The sequence below is a fragment of the Rugosimonospora acidiphila genome, from assembly GCF_039543385.1.
GTDB classification, from domain to species: domain Bacteria; phylum Actinomycetota; class Actinomycetes; order Mycobacteriales; family Micromonosporaceae; genus Rugosimonospora; species Rugosimonospora acidiphila.
This window is the reverse complement of the sequence record NZ_BAABJQ010000011.1, coordinates 1-18,224: the sequence shown is the minus strand read 5'-3', so window position 1 is coordinate 18,224 and position 18,224 is coordinate 1. Positions and strand designations below refer to the sequence as shown.

Below are 18,224 nucleotides of genomic sequence, written 5' to 3'. Positions count from 1 at the left end.
GACGTCGCGAGGTCCGGGTGCCCGATCGGGTGCCCGGACCCGGTCCTCAGACGGTGCGGCCGTCCCGGTACCGCGCCTTGATGCGGGTGGTGGGCATGGTCGGTGCCGGCAGCCGATCCCCGTTGAAGCCGGTGACCTCACCGAAGCGGCGACCGGCCTGCCAGTCCTCGCGGGCCTGAACCATCTCGTCGTGCGTACGGGCGACGAAGTTCCACCACATCACGAGGGGCTCGTCGAACGGCTCCCCGCCGAGCAGGAACAGCCGTGCCCCGTCCTCGCTGCGCAGCGTCAGGTCGGTGCGGCCCCGGCCGAGGTACAGCAGGCTGCCCGGGGACAGGTCGGCGTCGGCGACCCGCGCCGTGCCGTTCATCGCGAGCACCCCGTACTCGAAGTCACGCTCCAGCGGTATCCGGGCACCCGCGGCGGCCGCCAGCATGATCTGGGCGCCGACCAGCGGCGTGTGCACCAGCGCGGGCGACCGGTGCCCCGCCATCTCCCCCGCCACCACGGTGGTGCTCATCCCGGCCTCGGCGAAGGTCGGCAGCTGGGGGTGGTGGTCGAACCGGGGCTCACCGTGCCGGGCCGACTCGGGCAGCGCCACCCACAGCTGGAGCCCGTGGATGACCGGCGGGTGCTCGACCGGAGACTCCTCGGAGTGCGCGATCCCTCGGCCGGCCGACATCAGGTTCACCTCGCCGGGTCTGATCCGGGCGAGGCTGCCGAGGCTGTCGCGGTGCAGCACCTCGCCGTCCACCAGCCAGGTGACGGTCTGCAGGCCGGTGTGCGGGTGCGGGCCGACGCTCATGCCCGGCCGACCCGACACGTCGTCCGGCCCGAAGTGGTCGACGAAGCACCACGCGCCGATCATCCGGAGGCTGCGCTGCGGCAGCAGCCGGCGCACCGTCGTGTACCGGCCCAGCGGCACGTCGTGGCCGGGGAGCAGCACGCTGGCCGGGTCGGCGACGGTGGCCACGCCGGCGTCGTACGAGGTGGTCTGCGGCACGGGTGCGGAGCTGTTCACGACTCGACTCTACGACGCGCCCGGGCCCGCCGACGCGGGCCCTTTGCTAACCGGGGAGGTCCCCGGTAGCGTACGGGGCCGAAACGGGGATAACCCCTCTTCAGCGATCCGGCTCATCCTGGAGGATTGGCGATGGCACTGACCGCCGAGGACCGTACGGCGATCGTGGATCTGATCAACCGGCACGGGCACCTGGTCGACGCGGGCGAGCACGACCGGATGCACGAACTGTTCACCGACGACGTCACGTACGACATGACCGACCTCGGTGGCGGCACCCTCACCGGCCTGGCCGCGCTGCGCGAGGCGGCCCTGGCGCTGGGCGGCGCGAACCCCGTCGGGCACCACGTCACGAACATCGTGCTCGGCGAGCCCGACGGCGACGAGGTGCGGGTCCGCTCCAAGGGCATCGGCATCAACGCGGACGGCACGTGCGGGAGCGTGACGTACGAGGACACCGTCCGGCGGGGTGATCGGGGTTGGCGGATCGCCTACCGGCGCATCCTCGCGCGCCGCAGCCCGCTGGCCGGTCGGGTCGGCCAGCCGGAGCAGGCGCGCCGGGCCGGGCCCTCCGGGCGGGACGAGTAGGCGGCGGGCGAGTAGGCGGCGTCAGCCGAACAGGTCGCTGGGCGGGGCCGGGGAGGCCACGGCGGTGGCGTCGGTCACCGGCCGGGTGCCGGCGATGAACCGATCCAGGTCCGCGCCGTGCAGCAGCCGGGCCGGGAACACCTCGGTGGCCGCCGAGCGGGCCAGCGCGGCCACCGGCAGGTCGCTGCCGGCGGCGAGCACCACGTTGCCGAACCGGCGGCCGCGCAGCACGCCCGGCTCGGCCATCAGGCACACGTCGTCGAAGACCTCGCGCAGGGTGGCGACCTGCCCGCGGCTGAACGACAGGGGCGCCGCGTCGGCCAGGTTGACCGCGTACCAGCCGCCCGGGCGCAGCACCCGGGCCACCTCGGCGGCGAACTCGACGGACGCGAACCGGGACGGCATCCGCGAGTCGCTGTACACGTCGGCGATCACCAGGTCGTGCCGGTCCGGGCCGGAACCCTCCACCGCGTCGCGCGCGTCGGCCACCCGTACCCGCAGGTCGGCGTTGCGCGGCAGGGGTAGGACCTTGCGCACCAGGGCGGTCAGGGCGGCGTCGCGCTCCACGGCGCGCTGGACGGAGCCGGGCCGGGTGGCCGCGACGTACCGGGGCAGGGTCAGCGCCCCGCCGCCCAGGTGCAGCACCCGCAGCGGCCGGCCGGGCGGCGCGGCGGCATCGACGACGGAGGCGAGCCGCCGCACGTACTCGAACTCCAGATGCCGGGGCTCCTCCACGTCCACATAGGAGTGTTGGACCCCGTCCAGCAGTAGCGTCCAGCCGCCCGGGCGATCCGCATCGGGTACCAGCTCGGCGCTGCCGAAGTCGACCTGCTCAACGATCCCCGCCGTGCCACGCCTGCCCATTGGTCAGAGCCTACCCCCGGTCGAAGAAACGGGGCAGGCAGGACGAAGCCGTGCAAAGCGAACTAGCCGCGCCGGGCGGGTAGCTCCGGGGTGGCGGTGTCCAGCGGCACGCTGACCGCGTGAACCAGGCCCACCTGCACGATCTGCCGGTGCAGCACGGCGTCCAGCGCCCAGTCCACGACGATCCGGGTCCGGTTGGTCGGCATGGCCAGCAGATGGTACGCGCGGGTGACCGCCTTCGCCGGCAGTCCGGCCAGCGGTATCCCGAACGGGTTCGCCGCCGCCGTCGAGTCGCCCAGATCGACCACGAACCCCAGATCCCGGTGCTTGTACGCGCGCCGGTTGCCCTGGCCGTACGAGGCCGCCACGTTGCGCGCCACGACCTTGCCCTGTCGCTGGGCGTGCTGCGCGGTCATCGGGGTGATCTCCCCCGGCCGGGTCAGGTCCGGCACCGCGGCGGCGTCGCCGCAGGCGTAGATCTCCGGGTGGCCGGGCACCGTCAGGAACTCGTCCACCACCACCCGCCCCTGGCGGGTCTCGAGGCCCAGCGAGTCCACGAACGGGTCGGGCCGCACCCCCACGCACCAGATCAGCGAATGGGTGCCCACGAACTCGCCGTCGGACAGCTTCACGCCGGTCGGCGTGGCCTCCTGCACCGACGTGCCGGTGCGCACGTCGACCCCGCGTTCGCGCAGCACCCGGTCGGCGGTGACGGACAGCCGCTCATCCAACTCGGGCAGCACCCGGGGGGCCAAGTCCAGCAGCATCCACCGCGGCATCAGCTCACCGATCTGCGGCGACCGCGCGGCCATGATTTCGGTGTACAGCTGGCCGTGCGCGCACACCTCGACCCCGGTGTACCCGGCGCCGACCACCACGAAGGTGCTGCGCGCCCGCCGCTCCTCGGGATCGGCGGCGGCGGAGGCCAGTTCGAGCTGGCGGGTCATGTGGTCACGCAGGTACATCGCCTCGGGCAGGCCGCGGAAGCCGTGCGCGTGCTCCGCCACACCCGGGATCGGCAGCAGCCGGTTGACGCTGCCGGCGGCCAGCACCAGCCGGTCGTAGTCGAGCTGGCCGTGGCCGCCGTCCGGGTTGACGTAGCTGACCCGGCGCCGGTCGACGTCCACGGCGATCGCCTCACCGAGCACCAGCCGCACACCGCGCAGGGTCGCGGGCAGCGAGACGGAGGCGTGCGGCGGCTCCAGGATGCCGGTGGCGACCTCGGGTAGCAGCGGCAGGTACAGGAAATAGTCGGTCGGGTTCAGCAGGACGATGTCCGCCCGACCCCGGGCGTGCCGCAGAAGACTGCGGGCGGCATGGTAGCCAGCGAAGCCGGCCCCGACGATGACAACCCGTGGACGAGCCATGAACGCCGTCCTACCCGCCGCTGGTTGCCGGCAAACCAGCGCGGCACGGCACGTTTGGCCGGACCGGGCCGGGGAAGAGGCTGCGCAGGCGACTCGCCAGGGCCCGCCGGCGGCGGGCCGCGCCGCGCGTGCGGCCCACCGGTCCGGCCCGCGGCGCTCGCGGACCAGGCGGCGGGCGGCGGCGCTCGCTGACCGGCGGCCGTTGGCCGGCGGTTGCGGCGTTCGCGGACCAGCCGGCGGGCCCCAGGCCGATGCGGTCCGGGCGAGGCGCCGGAGCGTCGCGGGGCGACGGGTCGGAGGTGGGCAGTGGGCGTCGGCGCGTGGCTGCGCGGGTGGCCGGTGTACCGGCAACTGACCGGCGCGGACCCGTTCGGCCGCGGCTCCGCCACCCGGTCCACGCGCACCGACCTGCTGACCCCGCGCACCGAGACCGCCGACACGGTGGTGCCGTCGATCTGCCCGTACTGCGGGGTGGGCTGCGCGCAGAGCGTGTACGTCCGGGACGGCCGGGTGGTGCAGATCGAGGGGGATGCCGACTCGGCGGTCAGCCGGGGCCGGCTGTGCCCCAAGGGTTCGGCCAGCCTGCAGCTGACCACCGGGCCGGGTCGCCAGTACCAGGTGCTCTACCGCCGGCCGTACGGCACCGACTGGGAGCGGCTGGACCTGGACACGGCGATGAACCTGGTGGCCGACCGGGTGGTCGCCACCCGCCGGGACACCTGGGAGTGGAAGCAGGACGGCGTGCCTACCCGGCGCACGCTGGGCATCGCGAGCCTGGGCGGCGCGACCCTGGACAACGAGGAGAACTACCTCATCAAGAAGCTGTTCACCGGCCTGGGCGTGGTGCAGGTGGAGAACCAGGCGCGGGTGTGCCACAGCTCGACGGTCGCCGCCCTGGGCACCTCGTTCGGCCGGGGCGGCTCCACCACCTACATGCAGGACCTGCAGAACTCCGACTGCATCGTCATCGAGGGCTCCAACTTCGCCGAGGCGCACCCGGTCGGCTTCCAGTGGGTGATGGAGGCCAAGGCGCGCGGGGCCACCGTCATCCACGTCGACCCCCGGTTCAGCCGGACCAGCGCGCTGGCGGACCTGTTCGTACCGATCCGGGCCGGCACCGACATCGCGTTTCTGGGTGGGCTCATCCACCACGTGCTGGAGACCGAGAGCTATTTCCGCGAGTACGTGGTCAACTACACCAACGCCGCGTCCATAGTGGACGATGCCTTCCAGGACACCGAGGAAATCGGCGGGGTGTTCTCCGGTCTGACGCCGGGCAACCGGCACTACCGGGCCGACCGGTGGGGCTATCGCGGGGTCATCACGGCGGCCGCGGTCGGCCAGCGGGAGCACGGGTTCAACGACCTGACCCACGACGGGCTGACCATCGCCGAGTCCGGGCATCCGGAGAAGCACGGCAACAACGGGCCGCCGCTGCTCGGCCAGCCGGAGACGGACGCCACCCTGGCCGATCCCCGCTGCGTGTTCCAGATCCTGCGCCGGCACTACGCCAGGTACACCCCGGAACTGGTCGAACGCACCTGCGGCATCCCGCGCGAACTGTTCGACCGGGTGTGCGCGGCACTGACGGCCAATTCGGGGCCGGAGCGCACCAGCGCGTTCGCCTACGCGGTGGGCTGGACCCAACACACCGTGGGCGTCCAGTACATCCGGGCCGCCGCGGTGCTGCAGCTGTTGCTGGGCAACATCGGCCGGCCGGGCGGCGGCATCATGGCGCTGCGCGGGCACGCCAGCATCCAGGGCTCCAGCGACATCCCGACGCTGTTCGACCTGCTGCCCGGGTACCTGCCGATGCCGCACGCGCACCTGCACGAGTGCCTGGAGCGCTACGTGGCCCGCAACCTCTCCGAGAAGGGGTACTGGTCGCGGATGAAGGCGTACCTGGTGAGCCTGCTCCGGGCGTACTTCGGCGACGCGGCCACGGTCGACAACGACTGGTGCTTCGACCACCTACCCCGGATCACCGGCAGCCACAGCACCTACGACACCGTGCTGGCGCAGCGCGACGGGATCTGCAAGGGATACTTCCTCTACGGCGAGAACCCGGCGGTCGGCTCGGCCAACTCGAGGCTGCAGCGGCAGGGCATGGCCAACCTGGACTGGTTGGTGGTCCGCGACTTCAGGCTCATCGAGAGCGCCACCTGGTGGAAGGACGGCCCGGAGATCGAATCCGGCGAAACGTCCACCGAGGACATCCGGACCGAGGTCTTCTTCTTCCCGGCCGCCGCGCACACCGAGAAGGCGGGCAGCTTCACCAACGCCAACCGGCTGCTGCAGTGGCACGCGGAGGCGGTCGAGCCGGCCGGCGACGCGCGCAGCGACCTGTGGTTCACCTACCACCTGGGCCGGCTCGTCCGCGAGCGGCTCGCCGGCTCCACCGATCCGATGGACCGTCCCGCGCTCGACCTGTCCTGGGACTATCCGACACACGGCCGGCACGACGAACCCGACGCCGAGGCGGTGCTGGCCGAGATCAACGGTCAGGACGCCCAGGGCCGGCCACTGGCCGGCTACGACGCGCTCAAGGACGACGGCTCGACCACCTGCGGCTGCTGGATCTACTGCGGGGTGTACGCCGACGGCGTGAACCAGGCCGCCCGCCGCAAGCCGTGGCGCGAGCAGAGCTGGGTGGGAGCCGAGTGGGGCTGGGCGTGGCCGGCCAACCGGCGCACCCTGTACAACCGCGCCTCCGCCGACCCGGACGGCCGGCCGTGGAGCCAGCGCAAGGCACTGGTCTGGTGGGACCCGGACACCGTCCGGTGGCGCGGCCACGACGTGCCTGACTTTCCGGCCACCCGGCCCCCGGACTACCGACCGGCCCCGGGTGCGACGGGGGTTGCCGCACTGTCCGGTGTGGACCCGTTCATCATGCAGTCCGACGGAAAGGGCTGGCTCTACACGCCCGCGGGGCTGGTCGACGGACCGCTGCCCACGCACTACGAGCCGGAGGAGTCCCCGTTCCCGAACGAGTTGTACCCGGACCATCCGCGCAACCCGGTCCGCCGGACGCTGGCCCGCGACCCCGACAACCTGTACCACCCGAGCGGCGACGAGCCCGGCGCCTCGGTGTTCCCGTACGTCGTCACCACCTACCGGCTGACCGAACACTTCACCGCCGGCGGGATGAGCCGCTGGATGCCGTACCTGTGCGAGCTGCAGCCGGAGTTCTTCTGCGAGGTCTCCCCCGCGCTGGCCGCCGAGCGGGGCCTGACCCACCTCGGCTGGGCCACGATCATCACGGCGCGCAACGCCATCGAGGCGCGGGTGGTCGTCACCGACCGGATGCGGCCGCTGTCGGTGCAGGGCCGCACCGTGCATCAGATCGGCCTGCCGTTCCACTGGGGACCCAACGGGTACAGCACCGGCGACGCGGCCAACGAGTTGGCCCCGGTGGCGCTGGATCCCAACGTGCACATCCAGGAGGTCAAGGCGTGGACCGCGGACATCCGGCCCGGCCGCCGGCCGCGTGGACCGCAGCGGCCCCAACTGGTGGCGGAGTACCGGCGCCGGGCCGGGATCACCGAGGACACCGGGACGGGGGTCTGAGACATGACCGCGCAGCTGATCGCCGGGCTGCGGCTGCCGGTGCGGGACGGGGACCCGGCCAGTGAGGCCGGCTACCACCGGCACCCGCGGCGCAAGGGTTTCTTCACCGACACCTCGGTCTGCATCGGCTGCAAGGCGTGCGAGGTGGCCTGCAAGGAGTGGAACGCCATCCCCGAGGACGGGCTGCGGCTGACCGGCATGTCGTTCGACAACACCGGCAGGCTGGACGCCAACAGTTGGCGGCACGTGGCGTTCATCGAGCAGCACCGGCCGGACGCGCCGGCCGGCGAGGATCTGCGCTGGTTGATGTCCTCGGACGTGTGCAAGCACTGCACGCACGCCGCGTGCCTGGACGTGTGCCCGACGGGTTCGTTGCTGCGTACCGAGTTCGGCACCGTCGTGGTGCAGGAGGACGTGTGCAACGGGTGCGGGTACTGCGTGCCGGCCTGCCCGTACGGGGTCATCGACCAGCGGCCCGGCGACGGTCGGGCCTGGAAGTGCACGATGTGCTACGACCGGCTCACCACCGGCCTGGAACCGGCCTGCGCCAAGGCCTGCCCGACCGACTCCATCCAGTTCGGCGACCTGGACGAGCTGCGCACCCGGGCCGCCGGGCGGCTCGACGCGCTGCACGCCGCCGGGGTGAGCGACGCCCGGCTGTACGGCCACGACCCGGCCGACGGGGTGGGTGGCGACGGCGCCTTCTTCCTGCTGCTCGACGAGCCGGAGGTGTACGGGCTGCCGCCCGATCCGGTGGTGGGCACCAGCCGACTGCCCTCGATCTGGCGGCACGCGGCGGTGGCGGGCCTGAGCCTGCTCGCCGGGGTGGCCGCGGCGTTCCTCGGCGGGCGGGGCCGGTCCCGGCCGAACCGAGCCGGGCCCAGCCGATCCGGGCCGAACCGAGCCGGGCCCAACCGAGCCGGGCCCAGCCGATCCGGGCCCAACCGAGCCGGGCCGAGCTGGCTCGGCCCCGGCGGGCGCCGATGACCCGGCGTCCCGGAAACGGGCGGCCCGGCACCGGGCTCACGCCCCGGCAGCCGCCCGAATCCGCCTCCTCCTCCTACTACGGCCAGCCGGTCCTGCACCCGCCGAACTGGGCGGCCGTCGACATCGCCGGGTACTTCTTCCTCGGTGGCCTCGCCGGGGTGTCCTCGCTGCTGGGCGCCGGTGCGCAGGTCGCCGGGCTGCCCGCGCTGGCGCGCACCGCCAAGCTCGGCGCCGCGGTCGCGATCGGCGGGTCGCTGGTCGCGCTGGTGCACGACCTGGGCCGGCCCGGCCGGTTCCTGAACATGCTGCGGGTGCTCAAGCCCACCTCGCCGATGAGTCTCGGGTCCTGGCTGCTGTCCGGGTACACGCCGATGGCGGGGGTGGCCGCGGCCAGCGCGCTGACCGGCCGGGCGCCCCGGATCGGCGCGCTGGCGACCGGCACGGCGGCGCTGCTGGGGCCGGCCGTCGTCGAGTACACCGGCGTGCTCATCGGCGACACCGCCATACCCGCCTGGCAGGACGGCCACCGGGAGATCCCGTTCATTTTCGCCGGATCGGCCGCGGCGGCGGCCGGCGGCCTCGGCATGCTCGGGGCGCCCGCCGCCCAGGCCGGCCCGGCCCGGCGCGTGGCGGCGTTGGGCGTGGCCGTCGACCTGGCCGCGACGCGGCTGATGCACGAGCGGATCGGGCTGGTGACCGAGGCGTACGAACGGGGCCGGGCGGGACGGCTGATGCGGGCGGCGCGGGTGCTGTCCATGGGCGGGGCGATCGGCGGTCTGGTGTTCGGCCGGCGCAGCCGGATCGCCTCGGCGCTGTGCGGCACGGCCCTGCTGGCCGGCTCGCTGTGCACCCGGTTCGGCGTCTTCGAGGCCGGGGTGGCCTCGGCCAGGGATCCGCGCTACACGGTGGTGCCGCAGCGCGCCAGGCGGCGCTGACCGATCGGTATCCGGGCCGGGGCGGCTACCCGGCGACGATGTTACCGTTTTCGTCCACCCCATAGAGCCACTCACCGTTGGGGCCGCTGGCGACCGGGGCCAGGTCGGTGGGAATCCGCCAATTCGCGGGCATCTCAAGGACCCACCTCACGTGGTACTGGCGGAACAATGCGGCCCGGCGGGCCGGGTCCTTCGCGGTCATCATCTCGTACTGGGCCACCCGGCGCGCATCCCTGTCCGGCAGCATCGGGTCCGGCCAGATGACGGACAGGACCATGCGCACGCCGTACCCGGGGAGGACGTGCTGGGCGAAGTAGTCGTCGGTCAGCACCACGTCGCCGGCGTGGACGTACCGCGTGGCCCACGAATAGTCCGGGAACTTCAGGTACGCGTTGACTCCGTCGCGCGCCCCGGCGGTCGCCAGCGACGAGGGTGCCAGGTAGACCAGTTTGCCGGCCTGCGTGACCAGCCCGACGGCGCAGGCCAGCACGGTCGCCGGTATCCAGGCCCGGCGCACCCGTCGGGATGCCGGCAGCGGACCCGCCAACTCCACGGCGATCGCCAGTTGGGCGGAGAGCATGACCCCGGGCCACACCCGGCCGTACTCGTACTTCCCGGTGAGCCCGCCGAAGGCGACCAGCAGCGCCGACATTCCGAACAACAGCACCAGCGGATCGAGCCGGTTACGTCGCGCCCGCAGCCACAGCGCCGGCAACGCGACGACGCACAACCCGTACCACAGGAACGGCTTCTCGTAGAGCCGCCGGTGGACGCCGTCCAGGTCGCTCACGCCGATCAGGTCGAAGAACGAGTAGTACGGCCAGATCAGGATCAGCCCGGCGACCTCGATCACCGCCAGGATCAGGAACAACCAGCCGAGCCGGGACAGCCCGCGGGCCTTCGAGACGACCAGCGCCACGGCGCCGAGCGCGGCGATGACGAAGGTGAACTGGTGGGTCAGCGCGATCACCGCGCCGAGCAGCCCGAGCCCGAGATAGCGGTACCAGCGGGGTTCGGCGTCCAGGGCGCGGGACAGCCCCGTCCACCAGAGCAGGGTCAGCCCCAGCGCGATCGTGCTGGGGTACGCCATCACGAGCGGCAGGGCCCAGAACGACAGGAACCCGCTCCACACCCACGGCTGGGCGCCCCACAGCAGCAGAATGAAGACGATCGCCAGCACCGGCGCCCAGGTGCGGGTGCTGAGGGTGCGCACGAAGGTCCACAGCCCGATCAGCAGCACCAGCACGTTGATCGGGCTGACCACGTCCAGCACGGTCAGGGCCGACCACCCGAACAGCCGCGCCACGGCCGCCAGCAGCACCGTATAGGGCGAGTAATAGGGGCTGGGGGTGTCTTCGTCGACCACGGGGTTGCCCGGGTGGGTGAGGCTGCGCCGCAGCGCCTCGATGGTCGCACCGTGCATCCCGAGGTCGCCGGACCAGGGCCCACGGATGGAGAAGACCAGTGCCAGAAGCACTATCAACGCGCTCAGGATGAGATAGGGGTGACGCATCGACCACCGCGACTTCACGTTGCGCATCGTGTCACGGCCGTCGGGGTCGCCGCTGCCCCGGCGCGGCCGTCCCCGGCCCGGCACACCACGACGGTCCACATTGGACGATCATCGCTTCGGGGGCGTGTCTTCCACTCGGACCGCCTTGACGGCCGCACGCGCGACCGGCTAACACCGCATGTCCGGACCGATACTGCTCAGTGAACGGACTCTGGGAATGAGCCCGCCGGCACCACGACCCGGCCCCGAGTGACGTGGGACACGCTGCCACCTTCCCTGAACCGGAACGGCGACGGCACCCGTTTGTGGGTCATGGGGATGCCGCTCGTACAGAGGGCGGGCCAATTTCAGGGGGTTTTCATTCATGCTTAGACGAGTAGGCGTCGTCGGGGCCGGCGTGTTGGCCGCGGCGGCCGCCGCCGTGGCCTTCCCGCTTCCCGCGAACGCTCAGGCCGCGCACGCACCGGCGAAGCCACACGGCTACGCACAGACGAATTTCGTATCTGACCAGCCCGGCAGGGCCGCACTGACGGATCCGAATCTGATCAACCCGTGGGGGGTGGCGGCGAGCCCGACCAGCCCGCTGTGGGTCTCGAACGCGGGCACCAGCACCTCGACGCTCTACGCCGGTGGCGTGGGCAGCACCCCGCCGAGCATCAACTCACTCGTCGTCAACATCCCCGGTGGTCCGCCGACCGGTCAGGTGTTCAATGACACCAAGGGTTTCGACGTTCCGGGCAGCACGACGCCGGCAAGCTTCATCTTCGCGGGGGTGGGCGGGTCCATCACCGCGTGGGCGTCCGGCACCACCGCGACCATCGCCGCCACCGAGACGGGGCACGGGTACACCGGTCTCGCGCTGTCGCACAGTCCGTTCGGTCCGTTGCTGCTGGCGGCGAACCCGGTGACCAACTCGCTCGACGTGTTCGACTCCACGTTCACCAACCTGTCGGTGGATGGGCTCTTCCGGGACAACGACCTGCCGAAGGGCTACGCGCCGTTCAACGTGCAGGAGATCAACGGCGACGTCTACGTGACCTACGCGCAGATCGACCCGAAGACCGGTAAGAACGTCGACAAGAAGGGCGACGGGGTCGTCGACGAGTTCACCACGTACGGCACGCTCGTGCGGCGGGTGGCCGCGCATGGTCAGCTCAACTCACCCTGGGGCCTGGCCATCGCGCCGTCCTCGTTCGGCAAGTTCGGTGGTGACCTGCTGGTCGGCAACTTCGGCGACGGCCGGATCAACGTGTTCTCCCCGTCGACGGGTCGCTCGCTCGGCCAGCTGACCGACGCCTCCGGACGGCCGATCACCATCGATGGCCTGTGGTCGCTCACGCCGGGTACCACCCGGGTGGGTGGGACCGACTCGATCCTGTTCACCGCCGGTCCGGACGGCGAGACGCACGGGCTGTTCGGCAAGCTCACCGCGAACTAAACACCCACGGCGGGGTCCGGCCGTGCATGCCACGGCGCGGCCGGACCCCGCCACCTGAGGGCCACCGGCTCGTGCACTGGGGGGAGGGCACGAGCCGGTGGCCCAATTCGCGGATCTGTCCGGCGTCGGCTCGCTAAAGTTGGCGTGGACAGCCAAGTACCGCGTGCTACGACCCGTGCCCCTCACCGCCGGGCCGCGTCTACCGGAGTGCGGATCTCATGAACGAAGACACCTTGGTCGGGGCGGTGGCCCGGGAGCTGGCCGCCGAGATCGATCCGGGTCTGGTAGTGACGTCGGGCCCCGGTTACGAGGACAGTCTGCGGATCCTGAACGGCGGGGTGACCAGCCGGCCGGCCCTCGTCGTGCGCGCCCGGAGCGCGGCGGACGTGCGGGCCGCCGTGTGCGCCGCGGGCCGCCACGGCCTGCCGCTGTCGGTCCGGGCGGGCGGCCACGACTGGGCCGGACGGTGCCTGCGGCACGACGGGCTGGTGATCGACCTGACCGGCCTGCGGCAGGTCGCCGTGGACCCACGGGCGCGGGTCGCCATTCTCGGCGGCGGGGCCACGGCCAACGACGTTCTCACCGCCGCCGCGCCGCACGGCCTGGTCGCGGCCACCGGCTCGGTCGGCACCGTCGGCATGGTGGGGCTGACCCTCGCCGGCGGGTACGGGCCGCTGAGCGGCCGCTTCGGCCTGGCCGTCGACAATTTGCTCGGCGCCGACCTCGTTCTGGCGGACGGGAGGATGGTCACCGCCGACGACGAGCACGAGCCGGAGCTCTTCTGGGCCATCCGGGGCGGTGGCGGCAACTTCGGCGTCGTGACGTCGATGCGCGTCCGGCTGCACCCGGTCGACCGGGTGCTCGCCGGGCTGATCCCGTACCCGTGGGAGCAGGCCGCGGACGTGCTCGGGCAACTGGGCGAGGTCCTCGTCGCCGCACCCGACGAACTGACGGTGGAGAGCGCCATCCTCACCGGTCCGGACGGGAGGCGGGGGCTGTTCGTCGCGCCGGTGTGGGCCGGCGACCTGGACGCCGGGCAGCCGCACCTCGACCGGCTACAGGCGCTCGGCACCCCGGCGCGGGCTCAGGTCGGCCCCCTCGCGTACCACGATGTGGTGCACTTCTTCGACGCCCAGGGCGAGGTCGCCGGGCACCACTATGCCGCCCGGACCCGATCGCTGGCCCGGCTCACCCCGGACGCCATCGCCGCGCTCGTCCGGGCGGGCGACACCGTCACGACCCCCCTGTCGAGCGTGCCCATCTCCCACTTCCACGGCGCCGCGGCCCGGGTACCCGTCGAGAGCACCTCGTTCGGTCTCCGGCAGGAGCACCTGATGGTTGAGATGCTGGCGACGTGGGAGCCCGGCGACCGCGAGCCACACCAGGCGTGGGCGGATTCGGTCGCCGACGCCCTGGCGGCCGAGGCGCTGCCGGGCGGCTACCCCAACGTGCTCGGCCCCGACGACCAGGCGCAGGCTGCCCATGCGTACGGACCCAACACCGAGCGGCTGCTCGCCGCCAAGTCCCGCTTCGACCCCGACGGGGTCTTCTCCGCCACTCCCCTGCCGGTCACCGGCACCGGGGCCGACGATCAGTCGTAGCGATTCGTGAGGTCGCGGCCCGCATCCGGCGAGCGCGGTGAGCACTTCGTGAACCGCCGATGAACTGTAACCGACCGTGTATGTATCATGCACTCGTTTCGAGCGTGTTCACGGCTGGGGAGGACATGTGGACGGCGACGGGGCGGCTGAGGATTGGTTGGAATCGTGGGCTGGTGGGGTGAGCGCGCGGGCGGCGCGTGCTGTGGAACTGTCGAACCGAGTGGCTGGATTGACTGGTACCGCTGAGGCGTCGGGCGGGAAAATCGAGGTCACAGTGGGTTCTGCGGGTCAGTTGCGTGATCTGCGGCTGGATGACGCGTCGGGCGGTGAGGAGTTGGCCCGGCGCATCATGGCGGTCGTTCGGGCCGCGCAGGCCGATCTGTCTGTTCGAGTGGCACACGAAGTGCGAGCGACGGTCGGCGAGGACACCGAGACCGGCCGCGCCGTGATCGGGTCGTTCCAGACTCGCTTTCCGCCGGCGGACGCTCAGGCCGCCAGCCAACGGAATGGGGCTCGTCATGACTGGTGAGCCGGTGACCCGTTTCGACGAGTACCTGGTGAGCCAGCACACTGGCAAAGTAGAGAGCTTGTCGGGGGATGTCGCCGCCGTCCGCCGCGCCGTGGACCTGGCGATGGACCCGCAGGCGTACGGCTATCTGTGCCGGTTCCTACCAGCGTTGTTGGAGTCGGTGTTCGCCTCGGCTCTCGACACGCTGGATGGGGAAGCCGACGCGTTGGCCGAGACCGCGGCCAATCTACGCACCGCTACCGCGATTCTCCACGACACCGACACACGAGGTGGTGCCGTGATCGCCGCCGTCGTCTCAGACCCGCCGGCATGACCTCGGTGGACAATCCACTGGTCGCGCCGGTGCGTGAGTCCACGACCTGGCACACCGGTACCGGACTGCTCGACGACATCGCGACGCTCGTCGACGCGATCAGAACGAACAGTTGGGTCGATGCCGGCCTGGATGTGGCGGGCGGCGCCCTGGACGCGCTCGCCATGGCGTTCGATCCGCTCGGGTCGCTGCTCGCCTGGGGCGTGGGATGGCTGCTCGAACATGTCCGCCCCCTTCAAGACGCCCTCGACGCCCTCGCCGGCAACCCCGACGCGGTCACCGCCCAGTCCCAAACCTGGACCAACATCTCCGAGTGTGTCGCTCAAGCTCAGCAAGCATTCGGCGACGCGGTCGACGCCGACACCAGCGGCTGGGCGGGCGCCGCCGGTGACGCCTACCGCGGCCACGTCACCGAGCACGCCGCGGTCCTCAACGGCATCGCCACCGCCACCGGAGGCATCTCCGCCGCCGTGAGTGGTGCGGGGGTGGTGGTTGCCCTCGTTCGCGGCATCGTCAGCGACCTGATCGCCCAGTTCGTCGCCACTCTCGCCGCTCGACTGCCGGAGTGGCTCGCCGAAGAGGGGTTCACCTTCGGCCTGGCCACCCCCGCGGTCGTCGGTCAGGTCGCCAGCCTCGTCGCCAAGTGGGCCAACAAGATCCAACGCTTCATCCGGGCGCTCTTGAACAGCATCCGCCAGCTCCGCCCTCTCCTCGGCCGCCTCGGCGAGAATCTCGGCCAGCTCACGAAACAGGCCAAGCGACTGGCCCGGTCGAATCCGGTCGAAATCAAGATCGGTAGCCTGAATACGGGTGGGCTCAGAAGAATGGATAATGGCAGGGAGGACCTCTCCATGTTCCGGAATGCCTTCACACCGGCCGACCTTTGGTTCTTTCAGGAAGATCATTCGCGCGAAGGCGTTTCACTGGCCGGTAAGATAGCGGATGAGTTCGGCATGGACAACGTCACTCACACGCCCGCGAGTACGTCGTTCCTCGATTCGACCTACGAGATGGGCAACACCCTCGCAGTCGGTCCGAATGTCGAATTGCGAGACTTCTCGACATACCGATACCCCGATCCCGACTTCCCGCTGACCTTCAACGGGCAGCCGGTAGAGCCACTCGGCCGGTACCTCGAAGTCGCCAAGCTCGCTATCAACGGCACCGAATACACCGCGGTGAACGTCCATTTCCCACCCATGGACGCCCTCGGGTACAAGGGCGGCTATCTCGAGGGCGAGGGTGCTCGGTACGCGAGAGTCTTGGAAGACTTCGTTCTGGAAAAAGTCCAGGGCGATCGCGTCCTCGTCGCCGGCGACTTCAATGTGGACGATGTGGCTAAGGCCTTCCCCAAGCTTGTTGAAGAGCTTGGACTCAAGGACGCCCTGGCGGGAGTGCGCGCCACGGTGCCGTGGGGCACGCACCCGGACCACATACTCGTGCCATCGAGAGACTTCAAGATAGTCGAGGCGCAAGCGGTGCGCTTCGGTGCCGATCATTACCGTTGCACGGTCATACTCAAGACCAGATCATAAGCAGGCGGCGCGCTCGGTGCGGTGCGCCGAACGCGGGTCCAGGCTAACCGCAGACCACCTTCACCGTCTCCATCGTGGGGTCGGCGGCATCCGGTACCCGCATCGCCGACGTGGCCACCCCGGCCCGCAGGTAGTCGACCACCGCCTCGCTGATCCGCTCCCCCGGCACGACGGCCGGAATGCCCGGCGGGTACGGCGTGATGGTCTCCGCGGCCACCCGGCCCGCCGCTCGGCGCACCGGTACCGTTTCGGCGTTGCCGAAGAACGCGTCCCTCGGCAGCATCACCACCTCGGGCTCCAGGTCGGCAGGGTCCGGCAGGTCCACCGGCGTCTGGGCCGGCAGGGCGGTGCGCGCGTTGACCAGCCGGCGCAGCCCGGCCAGCAGCGGCCGGATGGTGTCCTCGCTGTCCGCGTGGGTCAGCCGCACGACGATCCGCCGGTGGTCGGCCAAGCCCACCTCCACCCGGGCCTGCTCGCGCAGCCAGGCCGCCGCCGTGGTGCCACCCACGCCCAGGCCGGACACGTCGATGACCACCTGCAGCGGGTCGAAGTCCGCCGACCGGCCCGGCCCGACCAACTCGCGGCCGGCCACGGCCAGGCCCGCCGGACCCTCCGGAGCGGTCAACTCGGTGAGCTCGGCGCGCACCCGCTGGGACAGGCGCAGCGCCCGTCCCAACAGTTCCTTGCCGTGCTCGACCATCTGCCGCCGCCAGCCGTCCATCGCGACGTGGATGGCCGGTGACGGGCTGGCCGTACCCAGCAGATCCGCGCGCAGCTTGAGTACCGCCGGATCGACCAGGTCGCCACGCAGCTGGTACACCGAGCCCTGCTCCAACCCACCGCCCATCTTGTACGCGCTGGTGACCGCGAGGTCGGCGCCGGCATGCATCGCGGACCGGGGAAGATCCGGGTGGAACGGCAGGTGCGCACCCCACGCCTCGTCCACCACCAGCACCCGGCCCCGCTGGTGGCACAGTTCGGCGATGCCGGCGAGGTCGGCGCAGGTGCCGTACGCGGTCGGGCTGACCAGCAGCACGCCCTTGGCGTCGGGATCGCGGTCCAGCGCCCGGCGCACCGCGTCGGGGCCGGGCGGGTGGGGCAGTTGCGCGTCGGCGTCCCAGCCCGGCCCGACCCAGATCGGCTCGATGCCGGCGATGATGATGCCGTACACCACCGACTTGTGGGCGTTGCGGTCGACCACCAGCCGGTCGCCGGGCCCGGCGACGGCCAGCATCGCACTCTTGACCGACAGGGAGCTGCCGCAGGTCGAGAACAGCGCGTGCCGGGCGCCCACGGCCTCGGCCATCAGCCGCTCGGCCAGTCCGAGGGCGTGCTGCCCGGGCGGCCGGTCGTCCAACCCGCCGAGGGCCAGCGACTCGGCCACGAACACGTCCCGGCCGAGCAGCTTGACCACGCGTTCGTCGGCACCCCGGCCCCGCCGGTGGCCGGGTGGGGCGAAGGACGCGTCGTCGCGACGGCAGTGCTCGGCGAGGGCGTCCAGGATCGGCGCGGCGGACTGGTCGAGTTGCTGAGTTACCCGCACCTCATGACGATTTCCGCACGGCCGGCGTTTACGCGGCCCGGGACGGCTCGAATCGGCACCGGCCCGGCCCCCGCCACACCGGAACGGATTCCGCGGCGGATAGTCCGCATCGGTCGCCAAGGTGCCACGAGGACCGATGAGGCGCCCAGCCACCCTGAACGCTCAATGCGAACTGACGAATGTCATGGGTGAACGGGGGGCGTTCACACTGCCGACGGTACCGGGTCCGCGACGACGATTGTCCGCATGACCGACACCCAGGCAGTACTCGCAGCCAGCACCCGCCAAGCCCGTAACCTCCAGGGCTTCCACACCGTCAAACTGCTCCTCGGCGGCTACCTCACCCTCAGCGTCGCGACCATCGTGGCCGCGTTCCTGATGCGCCACAACCCAACCGCGGTCAACCCCGCCGTCTGGATCCGC

14 protein-coding genes are annotated in these 18,224 nt (G+C 71.6%); 9 read left to right on the top strand and 5 right to left on the bottom strand.

What is annotated here, in order from left to right:
* Positions 1-46: 46 nt before the first annotated feature.
* Positions 47-973 carry a pirin family protein gene (locus ABEA87_RS19540; RefSeq protein WP_345631731.1) on the bottom strand — a complete coding sequence of 309 codons (927 nt, stop codon included), beginning with the start codon at positions 971-973 and terminating at the stop codon, positions 47-49.
* A 180-nt stretch (positions 974-1,153) separates the two neighbouring features.
* Here ABEA87_RS19540 and ABEA87_RS19535 point away from each other — a divergent pair, with 180 nt between their 5' ends.
* On the top strand, positions 1,154-1,609 hold the full coding sequence (locus tag ABEA87_RS19535; RefSeq protein ID WP_345631459.1) for a nuclear transport factor 2 family protein: 456 nt from the start codon (positions 1,154-1,156) through the stop codon (positions 1,607-1,609).
* Between the two features lie 21 nt (positions 1,610-1,630).
* Here the strand turns inward: ABEA87_RS19535 and ABEA87_RS19530 are convergent, their stop codons facing one another.
* Both ABEA87_RS19530 and ABEA87_RS19525 read right to left on the bottom strand, forming a co-directional pair.
* Positions 1,631-2,473 (bottom strand): spermidine synthase, encoded by an 843-nt coding sequence (locus ABEA87_RS19530; RefSeq protein ID WP_345631457.1) that lies wholly within the window; start codon positions 2,471-2,473, stop codon positions 1,631-1,633.
* A 62-nt stretch (positions 2,474-2,535) separates the two neighbouring features.
* Positions 2,536-3,840, bottom strand: a complete 1,305-nt coding sequence (locus ABEA87_RS19525; protein WP_345631456.1) for an NAD(P)/FAD-dependent oxidoreductase — start codon at positions 3,838-3,840, stop codon at positions 2,536-2,538.
* 306 nt (positions 3,841-4,146) lie between these two features.
* On the opposite strand from ABEA87_RS19525, the gene fdh reads away from it, so the two are divergent.
* From fdh to nrfD, 3 genes are read left to right on the top strand one after another with little or no spacing between them, the layout of a single operon-like run.
* Complete coding sequence (gene fdh, locus ABEA87_RS19520; protein ID WP_345631454.1) at positions 4,147-7,407, top strand: formate dehydrogenase; 3,261 nt, start codon at positions 4,147-4,149, stop codon at positions 7,405-7,407.
* A gap of 3 nt (positions 7,408-7,410) precedes the next feature.
* Complete coding sequence (locus tag ABEA87_RS19515) at positions 7,411-8,394, top strand: 4Fe-4S dicluster domain-containing protein (protein ID WP_345631452.1); 984 nt, start codon at positions 7,411-7,413, stop codon at positions 8,392-8,394.
* Positions 8,391-9,329 carry an NrfD/PsrC family molybdoenzyme membrane anchor subunit gene (nrfD, locus tag ABEA87_RS19510; protein WP_345631450.1) on the top strand — a complete coding sequence of 313 codons (939 nt, stop codon included), beginning with the start codon at positions 8,391-8,393 and terminating at the stop codon, positions 9,327-9,329. Before ABEA87_RS19515 ends, nrfD begins: the two co-directional genes overlap by 4 nt.
* A gap of 25 nt (positions 9,330-9,354) precedes the next feature.
* On the opposite strand, the gene ABEA87_RS19505 is transcribed toward nrfD, so the two are convergent.
* Complete coding sequence (locus ABEA87_RS19505) at positions 9,355-10,941, bottom strand: hypothetical protein (protein ID WP_345631449.1); 1,587 nt, start codon at positions 10,939-10,941, stop codon at positions 9,355-9,357.
* A 265-nt stretch (positions 10,942-11,206) separates the two neighbouring features.
* Here ABEA87_RS19505 and ABEA87_RS19500 point away from each other — a divergent pair, with 265 nt between their 5' ends.
* The 5 genes from ABEA87_RS19500 to ABEA87_RS19480 all read left to right on the top strand — a co-directional run bounded on the left by ABEA87_RS19500 (position 11,207) and on the right by ABEA87_RS19480 (position 16,258).
* A complete protein-coding gene (locus ABEA87_RS19500; RefSeq protein WP_345631447.1) occupies positions 11,207-12,280 on the top strand; it encodes a TIGR03118 family protein in 1,074 nt (357 codons plus the stop codon).
* 218 nt (positions 12,281-12,498) lie between these two features.
* A complete protein-coding gene (locus tag ABEA87_RS19495; RefSeq protein ID WP_345631446.1) occupies positions 12,499-13,881 on the top strand; it encodes an FAD-binding oxidoreductase in 1,383 nt (460 codons plus the stop codon).
* A 127-nt stretch (positions 13,882-14,008) separates the two neighbouring features.
* Positions 14,009-14,410 (top strand): YbaB/EbfC family nucleoid-associated protein, encoded by a 402-nt coding sequence (locus ABEA87_RS19490; RefSeq protein ID WP_345631444.1) that lies wholly within the window; start codon positions 14,009-14,011, stop codon positions 14,408-14,410.
* 4 nt (positions 14,411-14,414) lie between these two features.
* The gene (locus ABEA87_RS19485) at positions 14,415-14,723 is read left to right on the top strand and encodes a hypothetical protein (protein WP_345631442.1); all 309 of its coding nucleotides are present in this window, start codon (positions 14,415-14,417) and stop codon (positions 14,721-14,723) included.
* On the top strand, positions 14,720-16,258 hold the full coding sequence (locus tag ABEA87_RS19480; RefSeq protein WP_345631440.1) for a hypothetical protein: 1,539 nt from the start codon (positions 14,720-14,722) through the stop codon (positions 16,256-16,258). Before ABEA87_RS19485 ends, ABEA87_RS19480 begins: the two co-directional genes overlap by 4 nt.
* A 43-nt stretch (positions 16,259-16,301) precedes the next feature.
* Here the strand turns inward: ABEA87_RS19480 and ABEA87_RS19475 are convergent, their stop codons facing one another.
* On the bottom strand, positions 16,302-17,801 hold the full coding sequence (locus tag ABEA87_RS19475) for an aminotransferase class I/II-fold pyridoxal phosphate-dependent enzyme (RefSeq protein ID WP_345631438.1): 1,500 nt from the start codon (positions 17,799-17,801) through the stop codon (positions 16,302-16,304).
* Positions 17,802-18,224: the final 423 nt, after the last annotated feature.